This is a genomic window from Vibrio sp. Vb1574, from assembly GCF_033338675.1.
This window is the reverse complement of record NZ_JAWOTC010000015.1, coordinates 1-22,164: the sequence shown is the minus strand read 5'-3', so window position 1 is coordinate 22,164 and position 22,164 is coordinate 1. Positions and strand designations below refer to the sequence as shown.

Here is a 22,164-nt window from a genome sequence, read left to right as displayed (position 1 = left end):
GATTATGACTCCTTCTGGTTTGGTGCTTTACACAAGCGGTCAAGAATGATGGCAACGAGTACAATCGCTAAACCCGCTTCAAAACCTTGTGAAATGTTTACCGTATTCAGTGCACGTACGACTGGCTTACCAAGCCCATCAGCACCAACAAGCGCCGCAATGACAACCATAGACAAAGACAACATAATACATTGCGTAACGCCAGCCATAATACTTGGCAATGCCGCAGGTAACTCCACCTTAAACAGTAGCTTCATGCGGCTGGCACCAAATGCTTTACCCGCTTCAAGTAGCTCCTCCGGCACTTTAATAATGCCGAGGTACGTCAATCGAATTGGCGCAGCGATAGCGAAAATGATGGTCGAGATTAGACCAGGGACAATACCTAAGCCAAACAGAACCAAGGTTGGAATTAGGTAAACGAATGTCGGTACGGTCTGCATCAAATCGAGTATTGGCCGCAACAAGGTGTATAACCAAGGACGGTGCGCCGCCATAATGCCCAACGGCACGCCAATTAATACGGAAATCGTTGTCGCTGCAAACACAAGGACAAAGGTTTCCAGCATTTCTTGCCAGTAACCAAGGTTGAGAATTGCGAGTAAGGCCAACACGATAAATACGACAAGAGGAATGCTGCGATGTAAGAACCAAGCAATTGCCGCCGTCATAATGATTGGCGCTGCAGGTGGCATCCATTTAAAAATGTCCACCACGAAAAGAATGATCGTTTCAAGTGTAATAGAGATTGCATCGAAAAAACCCGATGCATTGATGGTTAACCAATCGACGCCAGTTTCCATCCATTGGCCCAACGGTAGTTTGTTGTCCGTAATAAAATTCAAAATAAAACCTTTGTGTTAATGAAGCGGGCAAAACTCTGCCCACTTTCTTTTAAAAAAACGAGCTCAAATACTGCTTATTAAGCGTTTGTTTTTAAGTAGTTTGTAATAGCTGTTAGCGCATCTTGGCCATCTACCGTTTTCACGCCCTCTAGCCACGCTTCAATTTGCTCTTGGTTTGCATTCAACCATGCTTGCGCTGCTTTTGATGGCTTCTGTTTCTGGTTAAGAATCGCTTCCATCAGTTCATTTTCCATTTCTAGGTTAAACTCTAGATTTTTCACTAGCTGACCTACATTTGGACACTCAGCGAGGTAATTTTTACGTACGTTTGTGTAGACGTTCGCGCCGCCGTAGTTAGGACCGAAGAAGTCATCACCACCCGCTAGATATTCCATTTCAACGTTACTATTCATTGGGTGCGGCGCCCAACCTAGGTACACAATCCATTGATTGCGGCGTGCGGCACGTGATACTTGAGACACCATGCCAGCTTCACTGGACTCAACTAGGCTGAAATCTTTTAGGCCGAATGCGTTGCTATCAATCATTGACTGAATTAAGCGGTTGCCATCGTTTCCTGGTTCAATGCCGTAAATGCGGTCTTTAAATTTGTCGGCATGTTTTACTAGGTCAGCGAAGTTGGTTACGCCTGCGTCATAAACGTATTTTGGAACCGCTAGCGTGTACTTTGCGCCAACGAGGTTCGCGCGTACGGTTTCAACAGTACCTGCATCACGGTATTTCGCGATATCACCTTCCATCGTTGGCATCCAGTTACCTAGGAAAATGTCGATATCGCCATTAGCCATAGAGGAGTAAGTTACAGGTACAGACAGAAGATCGGTCTTCGTTTTGTACCCCAACCCTTTAAGTAACTCTGATGTAACGGCAGTGGTCGCTGTGATGTCAGTCCAACCTACATCTGCGAAACGAACCGTTTCACATTGGTTGGCGTAAGCGCCTGTTGCTAAAGTACTTAGTGCAATTGTTGAGAAGATTTTTGTCATCTTAGACATGTTGAATTCCTTGTAATGATTACTGACTTTTTCATTTTATGAGATCGAATCGAGATCTCTTTTTGGCGGATGCATTCGTTGCATCTCTTGCCAGTCTGGTGCAATCCAAACTGGTACGTTGTTCGACGTTTCTAGGGCGTTATCCAAAATCATATCCGCGGCGCGTTCTGCCACCATAATCGTTGGCGCATTTAAATTACCGTTCGGAATGGTTGGGAAAATAGAAGAGTCCACCACACGCAAGCCTTGAATACCGCGTACTTGGCATCGCTCATTTAAGACGGCTAATGGGTCATTATCTGCGCCCATTTTGCAGGTACAAGATGGATGGTAAGCACTCTCGACGTTTTGCTTCACCCATTCATCAATCTGTTCATCCGTTGTGATGTTCAGACCGGGTTGGATCTCGTCCCCACGAAACTCATCCATGGCTGGCTGATTGAGGATCTCGCGAGTAAGGCGAATACAATCACGCCAATCCTGCTTATCTTGTTCAGTGGAAATGTAGTTAAACTCAATCTTCGGCTTATCATTCGGATTCGCAGAGACAACTTCGACCGACCCGCGACTTTCTGGCTTGTTAGGTCCGACGTGCACTTGGAAACCATGACCATCAAAAGCAGCTTGCCCGTCATAGCGCATTGCCGCTGGCAAGAAGTGATATTGAATATTTGGCCACTTTAGTCCTTCACGAGAGCGGATAAACGCACACGATTCAAAGTGGTTAGTAGCACCAAGGCCTTTGCGAGTTAATATCCACTCAGTGCCAATCAAGCCCTTGCTCACCAAGCCTAATTTGCTGTTGAGCGTGATAGGTTGCTTACAGTGATATTGGAAGTACACTTCTAAGTGATCTTGCAGGTTTTTACCTACCCCTTCCAACGAGTGTTTCACCTCAATGCCCGCTTTTTCTAATACTGCCTTAGGGCCAATGCCTGAAAGCTGCAACAGCTGAACGGAGCCAACCGAACCCGCACTCGAAATCACTTCATTATTCGCAAAACATTGCTGAATTGAACCTGACTTTTCAAATTCAACGCCTACCGCTTTCTTACCTTCTGCACCAGTTTCTTCTAATAAAACTCGATGAACCGTCACCCTCTTCATTAGGGTGAAGTTTTTGCGTTTTTTAGCGCGGCTTAAGTATGCATTAGAGGTCGAAGCGCGTACGCCTTTGTCGACGGTCATATGCATTGGGCCAAAGCCCTCTTGCTGATAACCGTTGTAATCTTTTGTTTCTGGGTAGCCCGCTTCTTTGCCTGCATCAATAAAAGCTTGGTACAGTGGATTGAGCTTCATATCGTTGCCGTTACATGTGCCGACTGGACCGTGATCGCCCCGATATTCATCAGCACCACCAATCCAAGACTCTGCTTTACGGAAATAAGGCAAACACGACTGATAATTCCAGCCTTTCGCGCCTTCCTCTTCCCACTGGTCAAAGTCACAAGCGTGTCCGCGAACGTAAACCATGCCGTTGATAGATGAGCTACCGCCCAGAACTTTTCCGCGAGGACAATGAAGTTGGCGACCATCCAACCCTTGCTCTTCAACCGTCTCAAACTGCCACGCGTATTTTTCAGTGTTCATCGGGTAAGAAAGCGCTGTTGGCATTTGGATAAAAATACTTTTATCCGACCCACCCGCTTCGAGTAATAGGACCGAATTTTGACCACTTTCACTTAAGCGATCCGCTAACACACAGCCGGCGGAACCCGCACCGACGATGATGTAATCGTAGTGTTGTTGCATTTTTATTCTCCTAGGAGTTAATACTCATCACCGTAGATAAGTGAACGAAATTAGCGTAGGAAAAATGCTTGAGAACAAGGCGGAAATTTTCGATAAGTAGTTAACCTACAATCGAAATTGACAAAGCAGTTATCGAGCATTTTAACAAGCTAAAGTGGTCAGTTATCTACTACGATTGGTATCATTTGTAAGGGCTTTCGAAGTCGCTTAGCTGAACCAGAACACTCTTCGTTTGTGTGTAATGCTTAAGGGTCTCGACTCCGTTTTCACGGCCAACACCTGATTGCTTGTAGCCGCCAACTGGCATTTCCGCAGGTGAGTCACCCCATGTGTTTACCCAACAAATACCCGCTTGAATTTGGTGGATCACACGATGCGCACGAGATAGGTTTTGAGTAAATACACCTGCCGCTAAGCCATAATCGGTGCCATTTGCACGCGCAATCACTTCCGACTCATCGCGGAATTTCAGGACTGACATTACCGGGCCAAAGATTTCTTGTTGAACGTGGCTCATGGCATCATCGCAATCGACAAATACAGTTGGAGCAACAAAGTTACCATTAGCTAGGCCATTGTCTGTTACTTTGTAGCCGCCAGTCAGTAACGTCGCGCCACTCGCTTTAGCGGCTTCAATCGCTCCTAAAACTTTCGATTCATGATCTTTAGAGATTAGCGCGCCAATCTGCGTGTTCTCATCAAGCGGATCGCCGACGACTAACAGCTCGGTTCGGGCTTTAAGTTGTGCGATAAAGTCGTCATAAATACCTTCATGGACAAATACGCGTGTACCGTGCGTACAAACTTCACCTTGGGTGTAGAAGTTCGCCACCATGGCCGCAGAAACGGCATCGTTTAACTTCGCATCATCAAAAATAATCAGTGGAGACTTACCACCAAGCTCCATCGTTACTTGTTTTAGTGTCTTAGCGCTGTCACTCATGACGACTTTACCGGTGCCTGACTCACCCGTGAATGACACTTTTGCGATATCAGGATGCGCCGTTAGCATCTGTCCTACTCGGTAATCCCCTTGCACGACATTAAATACGCCATCTGGCATGCCCGCTTCTGAATAAATTTCGGCGAGCTTAAGCGCCGTTAATGGTGTTTCTTCTGATGGCTTGAAGATCATTGCGTTGCCCGCAGCGAGTGCTGGCGCCGATTTCCACATCGCAATTTGAATTGGATAATTCCAAGCACCAATACCCGCGCAAATGCCCAATGGCTCACGACGTGTATAGAAAAACTGATCGTCGCTGAGTGGCTGCTGTTCACCTTGTAGACTTGGAGCAAGGCCCGCGTAGTACTCAAGAACATCGGCACCTGTTGTGACATCAACCGCGATAGCTTCTTGAATTGGCTTACCAGTATCTGACACTTCCAATGCAGCCAAATCGTCATTACGCTCACGTAAAATGGCAACGGCTTTGTGTAAAATACGGCTGCGCTCAATCGCAGTCATCGCAGACCATGCAGCAAAACCTTTCTTTGCCGATTCAATCGCTGCTTGAAGATCGTCTTGGTTCGCTTGTTTAATGTTGGCCAATGGCTCACCATTCGCCGGATTGTAAGTGGTGAAGTGTTCATCTGAACACCCGTCGTACATCGCACCATTGATATAGTGTGCTTTCATTTCCATTTTGAAGACCTGTAACTTTTATATTTTTTCAGAATAAAACGTAAGTTGTTTTTCGAGATAATCGTTGATGATGATTCTCGCTCTTTCTGCATCAATGCCTTGCGGGTTGAGCGTTCCGCGCAGCCAAATTCCATCAATAAGTGATGCAATACCATGAGCAACCAATTCAGCCTGCTCTGCATTTAATAATGCTTTGAGTTCTTTTCTTAGGTGGGACAATAGACGTCGTTCGTTGACACGCTGTAAACGCTTGAGCTGCTCGTCATGCATTGAGTACGACCAAAACGCCAGCCAAGTCTTAGCAACTTGGTTTTCTGCCTGATAGCCGACAAAGTTACCATCAATGATGGCGTTAATTCTTTGGTGATGAGCATCACTTGGCAGCTCACGTAACTTCTGTGTGATAGTGGACGAAAGCTGACGCAAGATTTCGCGCATCGTTTCCTCCAGCAATCCGTGCTTACCACCGAAATAGTGGTTGATAATCCCCGTTGATACACCGGCTTCTTTGCTGATTAACGAAATACTCGCCGCGTGTAAACCGACTCTATCAATCACTGACATTGTCGCTTTCACAAGCTGCGGTTTTCTGATTTCAGGCATCCCCACCTTTGGCATTTTGCGTCCCTGTTATTTTTAATTGAACGGTTAGTTAAATATAAAATGCCTGAAAATTAATTCGAACTCAAATTATTTTTAAAGAAAAATGTTAGTAAAAAAGGATGAAAAGTTGAGGGTGTACGAAAAATTGCTCGGTAAGAACTTGTCGGGATAAGTAGATTTTAGTTTAAGAATAAACAAATAAGGAAAATAAAATCAGATATTTAACCCTTACTCTATTTTTAAAACGATGATGAACGAGTTGATTTTTAAACAACAAAAATCTGTGCTACAAAAAATTTATATCGACCACTAATCATTTCACCTGTACACGGTTTGTTTGTACAAAGAATAGACACACTAGTTTGTTATAGTTTTGTAGACACAAGTGGCATTCGCACTTTGAAGGTGAAGGAGACAAAAAGTGAGGCTATATTGAACGCCATGAATATGCGATTCGATATCCTTAAGCCATTTTTAAGTAATATCGCCAAGTGACTTTAAGATGTTAGATTCAGCGTTTTATATTCGAAGCAAGGATCTCAAAGTCACTTGGCTATCAAAGTAAATGGGAGGGATAAGTTCAGATTCATCGTGCGATGAGCCTGAACTTTTGATTTCTGTTACGCTAGCGAGCGACCTTCCACACAGTTGCGTCCGTTCGCTTTCGCTTGATAAAGCAATTTATCGGCCTGATCGCAAAGTGATTTAAAACTCATCTCATTATCTTCAGTGGTAACGACTCCAAAACTACAGGTCACTCTCACTTCTTCTTTCTGTTCCGTAACAAAGCCATGTAGGGATAAAGCGCTACGTAAACGTTCTGCAGTAATAAGGGCGTTTTTATGGTCTGTATTGGGCATAACAACAACAAACTCTTCACCACCAAAGCGAGCAACAATGTCGTTCTCACGTACAGTTTCCTCCAACACTTTGGCAACGCCCGTTAGTACGGTATCTCCAAACACATGCCCATAGGTATCATTTACCTGCTTGAAATAATCCACATCGATTAACGCTAAAGTTACTGGCCCCGATTGTGGTTTATTTGGCACCATTTTCTGTTTATCGAGTTTGCTATCTACCCATTTATTTAAAGCTAGATAACCGTACTTAACTTGCTCGACTTGCTCAAAAACAAATTGTTGTATCTTTTCTTGCTTAGATTGAGGTACCGGTTTCTCTTTTCGCTCACGCCTCACTTCTACTGGCTTAGTGAACCAGTCCTCTAAAAAACGGCGATTGAACAACCCTGTCAATGTGTCTGTCTTTGCGAGGCGACGCATTCTCAAACGCGAGCGATTGACGACGAGAAATACTACCGCCATCAAAAATAGAACACCGATGAGCGCAAGTAGCGCTTCACCCAATAAGTAAAAAGTACGACGGTTATTTTCTAGCTCCATACGCTGCAAGACATTGTTCCAGTTGAGATCTTCGTTCTCATATTCAAGTCGTTCCAACTCAAATAACGTCTGCTGGCGCTCAAGATTTTCAACTTCTCTTTGATTGCTAAATTGGATAAATTTATCGTGATAGTTACCGTAAGTTTCGAATGCTAGTTTAAAGTCATTGCTCCCCGCATAGGCCATAGCGGCGACTTTTAGTAGCTCCATTTGCTGTTGCTTGACGTATCGACTCTCTATAATCTCCGGCAGCATTGGCGCGATCATCGCTAAAAGTATTTCAAATTGCTGCTGCTCTAACATATATTCGGCTTGTAACAACTTAAATGTTGCCAAATACGCGCTAGACGTTTCTCTGTACTGTAAATTCTCCGCCAGCTTCAAGTGGTTAACCATCTTCTTTTCTTGATTCGTCTCGCGATATAAAGCTGCAAGTTCAAGGTTAACTCGAAATCTAAAGCGTCCATCACCGATAATTTGAGCCAGCTTTAACGCTCGCTGATATGACGCTATCGCCTCTTCGTATTGGAACTGTGCTTTATGAAGTTTCGCTATCGTCAAAACGCTCAACAACTCATTGAACGACATACGCCTATCCCTAAAATAGCGATATGCTTGTTCCAAAAGCGCCTCAGATCGGTCGTAACCCTGAATTTTGACAAGTACGTCACCTAGCTCTAGTGCTGCACGTTCTACCAGCCCGTGAACACCTGAAGATTCAGCCGCATCCATGGACGACATAAGTGCAGCATAGGATTTTTTAAACTCACCTTGCTCATCGTAATAGCGTCCTTTTAGCAACAGGATTTCTGATTCAAGTTGCTTATCACCATTCTCACGCGATGTTTCCAACAAGCTATCCAACGCAGAAAGCGCGGTATCGATATCGCTCTTTCCAACCATAGTTCGCATCTGAATCAACTTAAACAGGAGATACTCATGGCTCTGTGGACGCACAAGCTCCAATCCTTTTTGAACTACACTCTGACTCTCTTCTACGCGCCCTAGCAGCTCTAAAACCGTGGCCTTGGCCAGCCAGTAACGCACCAACAGCGCTGTTGGTTGGTTTTGTAGCAAAGACTCTTCTTCTAACGCTTCAATCAAAGCTAAAGAACTCTGAGGTAATGCGTAAATTTGATTTTCGATGCCTTCTAACGACTGTAAAAACTTACCTTCCTGTTCCACCTTTTCTGTGGAGGCCTGAACAGAAAAACACAGACACCCCAATAATAGCGGCATCGTCCTAAGCGAATGAAATAGTGACATTATTGCTCTTCCCTAATGGGTAGTTACTTCAGTGTAATTGAGAACTCTGATTATTTATTATTAAGACAACTGAAGGTTATTCAGTCAGCCTCATATTCCCATGTATTTTGCGCTGAATAATAAATCACCATCTTTAGATGCCGAAATAGTTTTCGGTTGCAATATGACCAATAAGAGTGTTTTTTACACACCAAGAATGACGATCTCGTTAGTGAGACAAAAGATCGTCTTAGTTGTGAGTTAATGCATTTACATGACAAGCAATATAGAACTAGCCATTCACATTAGAAATAGAATCAATTTTTATACCGTTCGATGAGATAGCAGTCGACCATGCATCCAATACATTTTTCAGATAGAAGCAATAAAAGAAAGGAGAAAGTGGAAGGAAGCGGACAATCAAACTCGCTCCCCTTTTTTATGTTGCAGAGGGGGTTACATTCGCATTCCGCCATCGACTTCGAACACTCGTCCGGTCACGAATTCGTTGGTTAACACGTATTTTATGGTCGATGAAATTTCATCCGCCAAACCTAAACGTCCAACTGGAATCATTCCGATTAAACGTTCCATCGCTTCAGGTTTTATTTGGTCTGTCATGGCAGTTTTGATGACACCCGGAGCAATCGCCACTGAGCGAATTCCGAAACGCCCTAACTCTTTCGCCCACACCGTTGCCATGGTGGCTACCGCCGCTTTAGATGCTGAATAGTTGGTTTGACCAATATTCCCGGCACGCGCAACGCTGGATATGTTGATCAGAACCCCTTTGCTATCGGTGTTCAGCATTACCTTGCTCGCTTCACGGCCACACAGGAAAGTGCCTGTTACATTCACATCTAGAACAGACTGAAATTGTTCCAGCGACATCGTGTTAACCTGACCACCTTTGACTTTAATGAACATACCATCACGCATAATACCTGCGTTATTGATAACGCCATTGAGCTGCTTGAAATCTACCTCAATTTGCTCAAAAGCAGTGCATACCTGCTGTTCGTCAGTCACGTTCGTCACATAAAAACGAGCGGTAACACCGAGAGATTCACATTCCGCTTTCGTTTCAGCCAGTTGCTCTGAATTGAGGTCGATAAGCGCAAGATGAACGCCATTTTCCGCCAGTGACAGTGCCATTTGTTTACCCAGCCCCTGCCCTGCCCCCGTGATCGCAATAACCTTATTTGCTAGATCCATACGCACTCCTTAGGCCTGATTTTGCTTTTGGTAGAACTCAAACAAGCTTGAGAAATCTTTTTGCCCGTTGCCCTGACCGTTGTGAAAATTAAACAGATTACGAGCCAAGCTGCCCATTGGCGTTGAGGTTTGACTGACAACCGCCGCTTCCATCGCAAGACCCAGATCTTTAGCCATTAACTGGCTCATAAAGCCGCCTTGATAACCATTGCTTGCAGGCGTATTTTCCATCACACCTGGACAAGGGTTATAAAGCTCTAGCGCCCAGTTACGCCCTGAACTTTGCAACATGATGTCGGAAAGCACTTTGGGATCGAGTCCGTTTTCCATCCCTAAATTGAGTGCTTCACAGGTGCCGCTCATCAAAATGCCCAACATCATGTTATTGCAGATCTTCGCGACCTGACCAGCTCCAACATAGCCCGCATGGAAGATGTTTTTACCCATGTGGCTAAGCACCGCTTTGGCTTGAACAAAGTTCTCTTGCGAGCCGCCAACAATGAAAGTTAACGTACCTGCTGCTGCGCCCGCAACGCCACCAGATACTGGTGCATCAACAAAACTGATACCAAGTTGCGATGCTTTTTCGCCAACCAAACGAGCAGTCGCAGGATCGATGGTGGATGAATCAATCAGCAAGGTGCCTGATTCGACGCTATCTAATATGCCATCTTGACCAAGATAAACGCTTTGAACGTGTTGGCTCGCTGGCAGCATAGTGACAACCACATCAACACCTTGTACTGCCTGCTGAACGGAATCGGCACTTGAAGCGCCCAATGCGGTCAACTCCTCAACTGCGTTTGGGTTCAAATCAAATACTTCGACGTTCAAGCCCGCTTTAAGTAGATTCTTAGCCATAGGCGCACCCATGTTACCAAGGCCAATAAATGCAATTTTGTCCATATCGTATTTCTTCCTTGTACTAAAGTGCCGCTATAGCTACCGACGATGCGGTCAGTGGGTATTCTGCTGAGTCAATTGGCGAGAAGAAGCGCTCCAAAACTTGTGGCGTTACGTCAGAAACCGTGCGATGTTGCCAAGTCGGTTGATTGGTTTTATCAATAATCAGCGCACGAACCCCTTCTCTAAAATCACCTTCTAAGCCACAACGTAGTGTTAGGTTAAATTCCATATCAAAACACGCTTTCAAAGAGAGGTTTTGATACTGCGTTAACTGCTGATAAGTGATACTGAGCGACAACGGACTGCCATAGTTCAGTGACTTCTGCGCATTGACGAACCACTTGTTATCAACGTTAGCACGGCTGATTGCATCAACAATTGACGCTAAGTCACCCGAACATAACTGCTCAATCAATTCCGCATAGGGCATCAACATCCCTTCGGTTGGCTCGTCCACGTGTACCGAACGCAGCGTAGTGGCGATTTTTTCGTTGATGTTCGCTTCACCTTTCCAACTTACCGATGCAAGCAGATCCAGCAGCACTTGCTTGTTTTCTGGCTGTGCAATCCATTGGCTTAACCCCAACGCTTTCATATCTGTTGCGTTAATTTGACAAGCCGTCAAACTTAAGAACAGTGCCAAATGTTTTGGCAACTGGTTCAGGAAGTACGTCGCGCCTACATCTGGGTAAAGGCCAATTTTAATCTCTGGCATTGCAAAGCGTGTGGTGGTTTCTGCTACGCGATGGCTGGCACCCATAAACAGGCCAACTCCCCCGCCCATCAAATAACCATGTCCCCACGCGATGATCGGTTTTGGATAAGTATGAATAAGATGGTCACAGCGATATTCGAGGTCAAAGAAGGTTTCCATCGCTGAAAACGCAGAATCAAAGTCTTGCTCTTTGTTTTCAAGTGCACGGTAGATCGCTTGAATATCACCACCAGCACAAAACGCTTTTTCACCTTGAGCATGCAAGAATACCGCGATGACGCTGTCGTCCGTTTGCCATTCATTAAGCTGTTTGTACAACTTCTCAATCATCACGTAACTCAACGCGTTGAGAGCTGCTGGGTTATCAAGCTCTAGCACACCAATAACAGAGCCATCAGCGCACTCAAGTTTTGAAACATTTACTGTACCTGTCATTTGGCCTCCGCTAGCTGTTTGTCCATTGTGGCTTGCGCTTTTGCAAGAACGCATTCACACCCTCAGTCTGATCGTGTGTATTGAACAGCTGTAAAAACAGTTCACGCTCTAAAACCAATCCAGCTGCGTGAGTTTGGCTGCGTCGACCTTGAATGAGCGTTTTGCACGCAGACACAGATTTCGGTGATTGACCTGCAACACGCTGTGCTAGCTCCATAGCCGCTTCGAGTGCTTGACCTTTCGCCACCACCTCTTCGACTAACCCAATTTTTTCCGCTCGCTCGGCCGTCACACGCTCGCCACACAGGATCATACGCTTCGCCCAACCTTCACCTACCAACGCGGTCAGGTTTTGCGTCCCGCCCGCACACGGCAACAAGCCTACCGATGCTTCAGGAAGTGCCATTTGTACTTGTTCTTCTGCGATGCGAATGTCACACGCCATCGCCACTTCCAAACCGCCGCCCATCGCGTAACCATTAATTGCTGCGATGGAAACACCATCGAACGCAGACAGCGCTTCAAAGGCTTCACCAAATGCGAACGCCATATCTGCTGCTTGCGATTTATCGCCGGATGCAAAGTTGTTGAGATCCGCTCCAGCAGAAAAGAATTTCTCGCCTTCGCCTGTTAATACCAACGCATAAATGGAGCGATCATTACTGAGTTCAATCGCCAACTCTTTTAGCTGATTCAAAGATTCAAGCGTCCAGGTGTTTGCTGGCGGGTTACTAATCGTGAGCTTGGCAATGTGCGCTTCGCGCTCTAATTTGATTTGTGCCGTCATAATCTTTCAGTCCTTTTTAATTTCTTTAGGTAAGGCTGTGTCTCGCTGACTAAAGCAGCTCAACGCCTTCCGTTAGTAATCGTCTTGCGACGATCAGACGCATGATTTCGTTGGTACCTTCAAGGATTTGGTGAACACGAACGTCTCGGAAATGGCGCTCGACTGGATATTCTTTGATGTAGCCATAGCCACCGTGAATTTGCAGCGCCTGATCGCAGACTTTAAAGCCCACATCAGTAGCAAAGCGTTTTGCCATGGCACAGTACGCACTTTTTTCTGCGTGCTGGGCATCGAGTTTAGCGGCAGCGAGTCGCACCATTTGACGCGCAGCGACCAGCTCAGTCGCCATATCAGCAAGCTTGAACTGCAACGCTTGAAATTGCGCCAGTGAACGGCCGAACTGTTTGCGTTCGTTCATGTATTGCTTGGCTTCGTTCAGTGCTTGTTGCGCAGTACCGACGGAACAAGTAGCGATATTGATTCGACCACCATCAAGGCCAAGCATGGCGAACTTAAAGCCTTCTCCCTCTTCACCCAACAGATAGTCAGCCGGAATACGAACATTTTCGAAGGTAATCATGCGAGTTGGCTGGCAGTTCCAACCCATTTTGACTTCTTTTTTACCGTAGCTAATGCCTTCGCAATCAGCAGGAACAACGAATGCAGAAACGCCACCCGCTCCTTCACCACACGAACGCGCCATCACGACCAATACATCTGTATCACCCGCACCCGAGATAAACACTTTTGCTCCATTGAGGACAAACTCATCGCCATCACGCACTGCGCTAGTCGTTAGAGAAGCGGCGTCAGAGCCGGCATTAGGTTCGGTTAAACAGTAGGAAGCGAGCTTTTCACCCGAAATTAGATCCGCGCTAAATTGCTGCGCCACTTCTGCTTTGGCAAAGCTGGTGATCATCCACGTCGCCATGTTGTGAATGGTCATAAACGCAGTAGTCGCGGTACAACCCATAGCCAACTGCTCGAAAATGATCGCCGCATCCAAACGAGATAACCCTAAGCCACCATGCTCTGGCGGCGTATAGATGCTCAGAAAGCCCAGCTCACCCGCCTGACGCAGTACATCTTTAGGGAAGTGATGGTTTTCATCCCACTCGGCCGCATGAGGCGCTAACATTTGGTCTGCAAACTGCTTTGCTACTTCGGCAAACGCGAGTTGATCTTCGTTTAATTCAAAATCCATCTTGAAGTCCTAAGGTCTAATTCGTTGCATTTGTATCCGAGCCAAGCCCACTTAAACGGTGGCGCTTGGCTAGAGGTGTCGCTAATCCAGTAATTAGCTAAGTTGAATGGTCATGTTTGGACCGCTTGGAATGTCATCTTCAAACCAACGCGCGGTGACAGTTTTCGTCTCGGTGTAGAAGCGAACCGCTTGTTTACCGTAAGCATGCAGGTCGCCGTAGAAGCTGCCTTTCCACCCAGTAAATGAGAAAAATGGCAATGGCACCGGAATCGGCACGTTGATGCCTACGTTACCTACTTCGATATTGTGTTGATACTTTCTCGCGGCAGCGCCGTTCGCCGTAAAAATAGACGTACCATTACCAAAGCGGTTTGCATTGATCAGTTTAATCGCTTCATCTAGGTCATCCACTTCCATAGTTAACAGCACAGGCCCGAAAATTTCTTCCTGATAAATCGACATGTCTGTGGTCACGTTGGTAAACAGTGTTGGCCCCACCCAGTTACCGTTCGGGAAGCCAGGCACTTGGCAGTCTGTTCCATCCAGAACACAATTCGCGCCTGACGCTTTGCCTTCATTAATCAGATTCACCACTCGCTGCTTCGCTTGAGGGCTAATCAGGGGACCATAACCGGCGGTTTCATCATCCCACGCGCCAGGCTGAACCTGAGCTAACGCCTCTTTAAGCTCTGGAATCCATTCTTTGGTTTCGCCGACAAATACGGCAACCGAAATCGCCATACAGCGTTGGCCTGCAGCACCAACTGACGCGCCAACTAGGTTATTGATGACTTGCTGTTTGTTTGCATCCGGCATGATGACCATGTGGTTCTTAGCACCTGCAAATGACTGCACGCGTTTCAGGTTGTCTGTACCTGTTTTGTAGATGTACTCACCAACGGGCACAGAGCCAACAAAAGAGATCGCACGAACAACTGGATCAGTCAGAATGCGGTCGACTTGCTCTTTGGTCCCGTGAACAACTTGCAATACGCCTTTTGGTGCGCCAGCTTGTTCAAACAGCTCCGCCAGTTTCATTGCCGTTAGTGGCACTTGCTCTGACGGCTTCAAAATAAAGGTGTTGCCACAAGCGATCGCCATCGGGAACATCCACAATGGGATCATCGCAGGGAAGTTAAACGGTGTGATGCCAGCACAAACACCGAGCGGTTGAATGTAAGAGTAACCATCAATATTGGTTGCGACATTCTCAACCGTTTCGCCCATCATTGAGCTACAAATGTTCGCCGCTTGTTCTACGACTTCAATCCCACGCCAAATGTCACCCTTTGCATCCGCGAGGGTTTTGCCTGTCTCACTTGAAAGCAGTATCGCCAACTCATCGTGTTGCTCTTTTAGCAAATGTTGGTAGCGCAACATCAATCTAGCACGCTCCGGCGCTGCAACTTCTTTCCAGCGTTTGAACGTTTCTGTTGCGCTGGCAATCGCCGCATTCATTTCCGATTCCGTGGCACAAGGTACTTGTGCAATCACTTCGTTGGTTGCCGGGTTGGTTACATCTAGCCATTGTTTTGAATCGGAGATGGCAAATTCACCACCGATATACTGCTTTACTTGTTCTGTCATGATGACATCCTTGTATTTTTCAGCTTGTTACTAACTACTGTTATGTAAGTGAAACTTTGTTGAGAGTGATTTAGCAGATTTCAATCGCGATAGCGGTAGCTTCGCCGCCGCCAATACAAAGCGATGCAACGCCACGCTTACCACCAGTTTGTTTTAGCGCATGAATCAAAGTGACAAGGATTCGATTGCCACTTGCGCCTATTGGATGCCCCAGCGCACAAGCCCCTCCGCGAGGGTTCACTTTGCTCTCGTCCAGTTCGAGAGCTTTCACCGCGTATTGAGTCACGACAGCAAAAGCTTCATTGATTTCCCAAAGGTCCACGTCTGATTTGTCCCAGCCCGTTTTTTCCAGCAGCGATTCAATCGCGAAGACTGGTGCGATGGTGAACTCATCAGGCTGTCTTGCATGCGTGCTGTACGCGACAATTTTGGCTAGAGGCTGAAGGTTTTCCTGACGACCAAACTCACTATCGACTAAGATCATTGCCGACGCACCATCCGAAATGGAACTAGAGTTTGCTGCGGTTACGCCGCCATCTTTGGCAAACGCAGGGCGTAAGGCAGGAATTTTAGTGACGTCGAGTTTGCTCGGTTGCTCATCATCTACAACCAAGGTTTCGCCGCGTCGACTTTTTACGTTAACAGGCACGATCTCTTCTTTGAACAAACCTTGTTCGATTGCTTGCTGCGCACGAGTCAACGACTGTTGCGCCCAGGCATCCATACTTTCACGGCTGAACTGATACTTTTGCGCCGTCTGTTCTGCAAAGACACCCATCAGCTCGCCTTGGTAGGCATCCTGCAACCCGTCATAAAACATGTGATCAAGCACTTGCTCGTGACCTAAACGGAAACCATCACGCGCTTTCTTTAATAGATAAGGAGAAGACGACATGTTTTCCATGCCACCAGCGATGACAGCATGCGCATTACCAGATTGAATAAGGTCATATGCCAGCATCACGGTTTTCATACCCGATCCACAAACTTTGTTCAGTGTCGTACAACCAATCGATTGTGGCATTTCAGCTTTAAGGCTTGCTTGTCTTGCAGGCGCTTGCCCCACACCGGCGGGTAAAACGCACCCCATCAACACTTCGTCTATTTTGTGCACATCGAGTTGGCTTTCGGCTAGCGCCCCTTGAATGGCTTTCGCACCGAGTTCCGTGACATCTGTTGAAGCTAATGCACCTTGAAAAGAGCCGATAGGCGTTCGCTTAGCGGCAACAATCCATGTTTCATTTTTCATTCCATTAACCTTTTATTGACGTTCACGTCATAACTATACTAACATTTACGTTAACGTCAAGTTTGAGGTTATTATTTGTTCGAGTGATTCTTTGATTTCGAGTAAATGCGAGTGATATCAAGGCTCAAGAGTGGATGTTGTTTGTTTACTTTAACGTTAACGAATTGTATATTCATGTAAATGTTATACGAAAGTCGTAAGGTTAAGGAATGAACACATTTAAGATCAGCGAGCTCGCGAAAGAGTTCGACATTACTACTCGAAGCATTCGCTTCTACGAAGATTTAGGTCTCCTAACTCCAGAACGTAAAGGCAACACTCGAATCTACAATGGTCGTGATCGAATTCGACTAAAACTGATTTTGCGAGGTAAGCGATTGGGCTTTTCTCTTGCAGATATCAAAGAGTTATTTGAACTCTACGATACCGATCAAAGTACTGAGCAGTTGAACTATATGATTCGGTTGATCGAAGAGAAGAAGGCAGCATTGCAACAGCAAGCAAACGACATTCAAGCGGTAATGATGGAGTTAAATGCTGCGCAGTTGCGATGCCAAAACACACTGAGATCCATGAAAGGCGAAAAAGTCACCTAACACCTCAACTCTGGGATGTAGGTGACGTAAAGGCAAGGACACGCAATGAAATCTACCTACTCTTCCCTGAACTTTGTTTATGACGAAAATACCGATTTGCTTCGCGAGCAAATCAATAGTTTTGCTGCAAGAGAAATTGCGCCGCTAGCGCAATCTATCGACCAAACTAACGACTTTCCAAACCATCTTTGGTCCAAATTAGGTGACATGGGTCTTTTAGGTGTGACCACCAGCGAAGAGTTTGGTGGTGCAGGCATGGGCTATCTCGCCCACGTTATCGCTATGGAAGAAATCAGCCGAGCATCCGCTTCGGTTGCGTTAAGTTACGGCGCTCACTCCAACCTTTGCGTCAACCAAATCCACCGTAACGGCACACAAGCGCAAAAAGAGAAATACCTACCTAAGCTCATCTCCGGTGAACATATCGGCGCCCTTGCTATGAGTGAACCCGGCGCCGGCTCTGATGTGGTCTCTATGCAGCTTAAAGCCGAACGTAAAGGCGATATTTTCCTATTAAATGGCAACAAAATGTGGATCACCAACGGCCCTGATGCACACACCTATGTTGTCTACGCAAAAACCGACCCAAGCCAGCACTCCAAAGGCATCACGGCATTTATTGTGGAACGCGGATTCCCTGGATTTACTCAAGCACAAAAACTCGACAAGTTGGGTATGCGCGGCTCGAATACGTGTGAGCTGGTCTTCCAAAATTGCGAAGTCCCTGCGGAAAATATTCTCGGCGAAGAAAACCAAGGCGTGAAAGTATTGATGAGCGGCCTCGACTACGAACGTGTGGTGCTTGCAGGCGGCCCACTTGGCATCATGCAGGCGTGTATGGATACCGTTGTGCCTTACATTCACGACCGTAAACAGTTCGGTAAATCCATCGGTGAATTCCAGCTAGTTCAAGCAAAAATCGCGGATATGTACACACAAATGAATGCCGCTAAAGCGTATGTTTACGCCGTCGCTGCCGCTTGTGATCGCGGTGAAACCACCCGTAAAGATTCTGCTGGCGCGATCCTCTACAGCGCAGAGCTGGCAACCAAGATGGCACTGGATGCGATTCAACTACTTGGCGGTAACGGCTACATCAACGAGTTTGATACGGGCCGTTTGTTGCGAGATGCCAAGCTGTATGAAATCGGTGCGGGCACTTCAGAAATTCGCCGCATGCTTATTGGTCGCGAATTGTTTAACGAAAGCGCCTAATCATCATACCTAGGCGGTTCGAACTCGAAACAACTTCCTTATTCAATCTAAATCTTATTCAACCTAAATAAAGACGGGTGGTGACACCCGTCTACCGAATGGAGATCGGCTATTTATGGCTTGTTTGACGACCAATATTAATACCCATTCAGAGCAGTATCAGGAAAACTACCGCTCTATGGCGTCACTTGTAGATCAACTTTATACCGTGACTGCTCAAATAGAAGATGGTGGCGGTGAGAAAGCCCGCGAGCATCAGCAGAAGAAAGGCAAACTTCCGGTACGTGAGCGCATTCTTGCCCTACTCGACCCTGGTTCGTCCTTTCTAGAAATTGGTCAATTTGCTGGCTGGGATGTGTATCCAGATTACGTTCCATGTGCTGGAGTGGTTGCAGGTGTGGGTGTGATTGACGGCACTGAGTGCATGATCGTCGCGAACGACGTGACGGTAAAAGGCGGCAGTTACTACCCACTCACCGTGAAAAAGCACTTAAGAGCACAAGAAATTGCAGAAAAATGCCAACTGCCGTGTGTTTACTTAGTCGACTCTGGCGGTGCTAACCTCCCCCGCCAAGATGAAGTCTTCCCAGATAAAGACCATTTTGGCCGTATTTTCTACAACCAAGCCCGTATGTCGGCCAAAGGCATTCCACAAATTGCGGTGGTCATGGGGCTATGTACCGCTGGCGGCGCTTATGTCCCTGCCATGTGCGACGTATCCATCATAGTCAAAGAACAAGGCACGATTTTTTTGGCAGGTCCACCTCTTGTAAAAGCAGCGACAGGTGAAGAAGTCAGCGCGGAAGATCTTGGTGGCGCAGACGTTCACTGCCGTACCTCTGGTGTGGCGGACTATTACGCAGAAAATGATCACCACGCGTTAGAGTTGGCAAGACAAGCGGTTTCACAAATCAACCACTTGAAACCCGTTCAACTCAAGCAAAAAGCACCACAGGAACCACGTTTTCCTGCCCAAGAGCTGTACGGCATCGTCGGAACCGATCTTAAAAAGCCGTTTGATGTTAAAGAGGTCATTGCCCGAATTGTTGATGATTCCCAGTTCGATGAATTTAAAGCCTTGTTCGGCGAAACCTTGGTCTGTGGCTTTGCCCATATTCACGGTATGCCGATTGGCATTGTCGCTAACAACGGCATTCTATTTTCGGAATCAGCACAAAAAGGCGCGCATTTTATTGAACTGTGCGCACAACGCAAAATTCCTCTGCTCTTCTTGCAGAACATCACGGGCTTTATGGTCGGTCAGAAGTACGAAGCCGAAGGCATCGCCAAACATGGTGCGAAAATGGTAACTGCTGTTGCATGTGCAGACGTGCCGAAGTTTACCGTGGTTATTGGTGGATCGTATGGCGCAGGAAACTACGGCATGTGTGGCCGCGCTTATGATCCAACCATGATGTGGATGTGGCCAAACGCACGTATTTCCGTCATGGGTGGAGAGCAAGCGGCTGGCGTGATGGCGCAAGTGACCCGCGATATCAAAACTCGCAAAGGTGAAAGCTGGAGCGCGGAGGAAGAAGAAGCGTTCAAACGTCCAATTGCGGAGCAATATCAGACTCAAAGCCATGCATACTACGCCAGTGCACGCCTGTGGGACGACGGCATTATTGACCCTGCGAAAACCCGTGATGTTGTCGGCATTGCTCTGTCTGCTGCGCTTAATGCGCCGATACCAGATAGCAAATTTGGCATCTTCCGTATGTAGTCGGATGCAAGGCAAACCTTAACTCCTCGCGAATACCGATGTTTAACAAGTAATGGTTAGCGAGCATTGAAATACAGACTGAAATGTCAGACAAAGGAAGTCACATGACCGGACTACTGCTTGAAAAAGACAGCAATGGCGTTGCCTGGTTGAGCCTGAATCGGCCAGAAAAACACAACGCGTTTAATGACGCATTGATTGCCTCACTAATTGAGACACTAGAACAGCTCGAAAAGGACGATTCTCTCCGTGCACTGGTGTTAACTGCACAGGGAAAACACTTTTCTGCGGGAGCAGATCTGGGCTGGATGCAGTCAATGGCAACCAAAACCGAGGGTGAAAACCTGCAAGATGCACAGCAACTAGCAAAACTTTTGCATACGCTGGATACCTTTAGCAAACCAACCATTGCTATGGTGCACGGCGCTGCATTTGGCGGCGCGCTTGGGCTTATCTGCTGCTGCGATATCGCTATTGGTACACCTGAAAGCCGCTTCTGTTTGAGTGAAGTGAAACTCGGTTTGTTACCGGCGACAATCGGACCCTACGTAATCCGAGCGATTGGACAACGACAAAGCCGACGCTACTTTTTAACCGCGGAACTGATTGATGCCGAAACCGCGCTATCGATGAGTATTCTTCATCAGATAGACGCTCAACCACGTGAAGCCGTCAATCGCACCATTGATCACCTGCTCAACAACGGTCCACAAGCCATGCAGGCTGCAAAAGCACTTTGTTTACGCTGTGATAACCAACCTATCGATCATTCATTAATTGAATACACCAGCCAAGCTATTGCAACCGCTCGCGTGTCCAGTGAAGGACAAGAAGGACTAGCTGCATTTTTTGAAAAGCGCGCCGCCAATTGGAGGAATCATGTTTAAAAGAATACTGATCGCAAACCGCGGTGAAATTGCCTGCCGAATCATTAAAACCGCAAAAAGCATGGCTATAGAGACGGTAGCCGTCTATTCCGAAGCGGATCGCAGCAGCTTACATGTTAAACAAGCGGATTTCGCTGAATTCATTGGCCCCGCTCCGGCGAGTGAATCGTATCTCGATATCGATGCGATTATCGGCGCTGCGAAAAAATGGCAAGCCGATGCTATCCACCCTGGGTATGGTTTTCTTTCCGAGAACCCGAAACTGGCGAAAGCGTGCAGCGAAAATGGCATTGTTTTTATTGGCCCTTCCACCAGCGCAATTGAAGCAATGGGTTCGAAGTCGCAAGCCAAAGCCATCATGTCTGAGGCGAACGTGCCCTTGGTTCCCGGCTATCACGGCACAGACAACAGCGTAGAGCACTTATTAGCGGAAGCTGAAAAAATCGGTTACCCAGTGATGCTTAAAGCAACCCAAGGGGGCGGCGGTAAAGGCATGCGAGTGGTCAATAGCGCAGCCGAAATGCCTCTGGCCATCGACGGTGCGCAGCGTGAAGCACTTTCAAGCTTTGGCGATAAGCAGCTTCTAATCGAAAAATGTATATTGCAGCCTCGCCACGTTGAAGTTCAGGTATTTGCTGACCAACATGGCAACTGTGTCTATCTTTCTGATCGCGATTGCTCCATTCAACGCCGTCACCAAAAAGTAGTCGAAGAAGCACCAGCTCCCGGTCTTAGTGATGAACTGCGTAAACAAATGGGTGAAGCTGCGGTTCAGGCCGCTCAAGCGATCGACTATGTTGGCGCGGGCACGGTGGAGTTCTTGCTCGATAGCCGCGGTGAGTTTTACTTCATGGAAATGAATACTCGTCTGCAAGTTGAACACCCTGTTACTGAATTGATCACCGGCGTTGATTTGGTGGAGTGGCAATTAAAAGTCGCAGCTGGCGAGCATTTACCTATTTCGCAATCTGAAATCACCCACAACGGTCATTCAATTGAGCTGCGAATTTACGCAGAAGATACAGACAATGACTTTATGCCGTCGACTGGCCGCATTGATTACTTAAAAGAACCCGTATCAGACAGTAGTGTGCGCCTAGCGTGCGTACGCGTTGATAGTGGTGTTACCCAAGGCGATA

The 22,164-nt window shown here is 46.8% G+C and carries 18 protein-coding genes; 5 read left to right on the top strand and 13 right to left on the bottom strand.

Annotated elements, in window-relative coordinates:
- Positions 1-2: 2 nt before the first annotated feature.
- The 13 genes from choW to R7O12_RS12090 all read right to left on the bottom strand — a co-directional run bounded on the left by choW (position 3) and on the right by R7O12_RS12090 (position 16,604).
- Positions 3-845 (bottom strand): choline ABC transporter permease subunit, encoded by an 843-nt coding sequence (choW, locus tag R7O12_RS12150; RefSeq protein ID WP_149192080.1) that lies wholly within the window; start codon positions 843-845, stop codon positions 3-5.
- A gap of 77 nt (positions 846-922) precedes the next feature.
- Positions 923-1,861, bottom strand: coding sequence for a choline ABC transporter substrate-binding protein (locus R7O12_RS12145; RefSeq protein ID WP_005382646.1), 939 nt, complete (start codon positions 1,859-1,861; stop codon positions 923-925).
- Positions 1,862-1,897: 36 nt separating this feature from the next.
- A complete protein-coding gene (gene betA, locus R7O12_RS12140; protein WP_005373209.1) occupies positions 1,898-3,613 on the bottom strand; it encodes a choline dehydrogenase in 1,716 nt (571 codons plus the stop codon).
- 181 nt (positions 3,614-3,794) lie between these two features.
- Entirely contained in the window at positions 3,795-5,255 is a 1,461-nt protein-coding gene (gene betB / locus R7O12_RS12135) for a betaine-aldehyde dehydrogenase (RefSeq protein WP_149192081.1), read from the bottom strand.
- Positions 5,256-5,273: 18 nt separating this feature from the next.
- Positions 5,274-5,873 (bottom strand): transcriptional regulator BetI, encoded by a 600-nt coding sequence (gene betI / locus R7O12_RS12130; protein WP_017820329.1) that lies wholly within the window; start codon positions 5,871-5,873, stop codon positions 5,274-5,276.
- Positions 5,874-6,478: 605 nt separating this feature from the next.
- Positions 6,479-8,500, bottom strand: a complete 2,022-nt coding sequence (locus R7O12_RS12125) for a tetratricopeptide repeat-containing diguanylate cyclase (protein WP_081051365.1) — start codon at positions 8,498-8,500, stop codon at positions 6,479-6,481.
- Positions 8,501-8,962: 462 nt separating this feature from the next.
- On the bottom strand, positions 8,963-9,721 hold the full coding sequence (locus tag R7O12_RS12120; protein WP_149192082.1) for an SDR family oxidoreductase: 759 nt from the start codon (positions 9,719-9,721) through the stop codon (positions 8,963-8,965).
- Positions 9,722-9,730: 9 nt separating this feature from the next.
- Positions 9,731-10,627 carry a 3-hydroxyisobutyrate dehydrogenase gene (mmsB, locus tag R7O12_RS12115; RefSeq protein ID WP_149192083.1) on the bottom strand — a complete coding sequence of 299 codons (897 nt, stop codon included), beginning with the start codon at positions 10,625-10,627 and terminating at the stop codon, positions 9,731-9,733.
- 19 nt (positions 10,628-10,646) lie between these two features.
- On the bottom strand, positions 10,647-11,777 hold the full coding sequence (locus R7O12_RS12110; RefSeq protein WP_025767889.1) for an enoyl-CoA hydratase/isomerase family protein: 1,131 nt from the start codon (positions 11,775-11,777) through the stop codon (positions 10,647-10,649).
- Positions 11,778-11,787: 10 nt separating this feature from the next.
- Positions 11,788-12,564, bottom strand: coding sequence for an enoyl-CoA hydratase (locus R7O12_RS12105; protein WP_025767890.1), 777 nt, complete (start codon positions 12,562-12,564; stop codon positions 11,788-11,790).
- Positions 12,565-12,613: 49 nt separating this feature from the next.
- Positions 12,614-13,768 carry an acyl-CoA dehydrogenase family protein gene (locus R7O12_RS12100; RefSeq protein WP_318125876.1) on the bottom strand — a complete coding sequence of 385 codons (1,155 nt, stop codon included), beginning with the start codon at positions 13,766-13,768 and terminating at the stop codon, positions 12,614-12,616.
- Positions 13,769-13,861: 93 nt separating this feature from the next.
- Positions 13,862-15,355 (bottom strand): CoA-acylating methylmalonate-semialdehyde dehydrogenase, encoded by a 1,494-nt coding sequence (locus R7O12_RS12095; RefSeq protein ID WP_047101355.1) that lies wholly within the window; start codon positions 15,353-15,355, stop codon positions 13,862-13,864.
- Positions 15,356-15,425: 70 nt separating this feature from the next.
- Positions 15,426-16,604, bottom strand: coding sequence for a thiolase family protein (locus tag R7O12_RS12090; protein ID WP_318125874.1), 1,179 nt, complete (start codon positions 16,602-16,604; stop codon positions 15,426-15,428).
- Positions 16,605-16,813: 209 nt separating this feature from the next.
- Between R7O12_RS12090 and R7O12_RS12085 the strand changes: the two genes are divergently transcribed.
- The 5 genes from R7O12_RS12085 to R7O12_RS12065 all read left to right on the top strand — a co-directional run.
- Entirely contained in the window at positions 16,814-17,200 is a 387-nt protein-coding gene (locus tag R7O12_RS12085; RefSeq protein ID WP_005373242.1) for a MerR family transcriptional regulator, read from the top strand.
- A 45-nt stretch (positions 17,201-17,245) separates the two neighbouring features.
- Positions 17,246-18,415 (top strand): isovaleryl-CoA dehydrogenase, encoded by a 1,170-nt coding sequence (locus tag R7O12_RS12080; RefSeq protein WP_213869863.1) that lies wholly within the window; start codon positions 17,246-17,248, stop codon positions 18,413-18,415.
- A gap of 115 nt (positions 18,416-18,530) precedes the next feature.
- A complete protein-coding gene (locus tag R7O12_RS12075) occupies positions 18,531-20,138 on the top strand; it encodes a carboxyl transferase domain-containing protein (protein WP_053349203.1) in 1,608 nt (535 codons plus the stop codon).
- A gap of 104 nt (positions 20,139-20,242) precedes the next feature.
- Complete coding sequence (locus R7O12_RS12070) at positions 20,243-21,025, top strand: enoyl-CoA hydratase-related protein (RefSeq protein WP_256900924.1); 783 nt, start codon at positions 20,243-20,245, stop codon at positions 21,023-21,025.
- A partial coding sequence (locus R7O12_RS12065) for an acetyl/propionyl/methylcrotonyl-CoA carboxylase subunit alpha (protein WP_318125871.1) occupies positions 21,018-22,164 on the top strand: 1,147 nt, incomplete at its 3' end. The genes R7O12_RS12070 and R7O12_RS12065, both read left to right, overlap by 8 nt.

Excerpts from the sequence above, each read along its gene's own strand:
- R7O12_RS12070 (WP_256900924.1), top strand. The coding sequence starts at position 20,243 with ATGACCGGACTACTGCTTGAAAAAGACAGCAATGGCGTTGCCTGGTTG.
- R7O12_RS12080 (WP_213869863.1), top strand. The coding sequence starts at position 17,246 with ATGAAATCTACCTACTCTTCCCTGAACTTTGTTTATGACGAAAATACC.
- mmsB (WP_149192083.1), bottom strand. The coding sequence starts at position 10,627 with ATGGACAAAATTGCATTTATTGGCCTTGGTAACATGGGTGCGCCTATG.
- R7O12_RS12120 (WP_149192082.1), bottom strand. The coding sequence starts at position 9,721 with ATGGATCTAGCAAATAAGGTTATTGCGATCACGGGGGCAGGGCAGGGG.
- R7O12_RS12125 (WP_081051365.1), bottom strand. The coding sequence starts at position 8,500 with ATGCCGCTATTATTGGGGTGTCTGTGTTTTTCTGTTCAGGCCTCCACA.
- R7O12_RS12085 (WP_005373242.1), top strand. The coding sequence starts at position 16,814 with ATGAACACATTTAAGATCAGCGAGCTCGCGAAAGAGTTCGACATTACT.
- R7O12_RS12105 (WP_025767890.1), bottom strand. The coding sequence starts at position 12,564 with ATGACGGCACAAATCAAATTAGAGCGCGAAGCGCACATTGCCAAGCTC.
- betB (WP_149192081.1), bottom strand. The coding sequence starts at position 5,255 with ATGGAAATGAAAGCACACTATATCAATGGTGCGATGTACGACGGGTGT.
- R7O12_RS12145 (WP_005382646.1), bottom strand. The coding sequence starts at position 1,861 with ATGTCTAAGATGACAAAAATCTTCTCAACAATTGCACTAAGTACTTTA.
- R7O12_RS12090 (WP_318125874.1), bottom strand. The coding sequence starts at position 16,604 with ATGAAAAATGAAACATGGATTGTTGCCGCTAAGCGAACGCCTATCGGC.
- betI (WP_017820329.1), bottom strand. The coding sequence starts at position 5,873 with ATGCCAAAGGTGGGGATGCCTGAAATCAGAAAACCGCAGCTTGTGAAA.
- R7O12_RS12075 (WP_053349203.1), top strand. The coding sequence starts at position 18,531 with ATGGCTTGTTTGACGACCAATATTAATACCCATTCAGAGCAGTATCAG.
- R7O12_RS12110 (WP_025767889.1), bottom strand. The coding sequence starts at position 11,777 with ATGACAGGTACAGTAAATGTTTCAAAACTTGAGTGCGCTGATGGCTCT.
- R7O12_RS12095 (WP_047101355.1), bottom strand. The coding sequence starts at position 15,355 with ATGACAGAACAAGTAAAGCAGTATATCGGTGGTGAATTTGCCATCTCC.
- R7O12_RS12100 (WP_318125876.1), bottom strand. The coding sequence starts at position 13,768 with ATGGATTTTGAATTAAACGAAGATCAACTCGCGTTTGCCGAAGTAGCA.
- betA (WP_005373209.1), bottom strand. The coding sequence starts at position 3,613 with ATGCAACAACACTACGATTACATCATCGTCGGTGCGGGTTCCGCCGGC.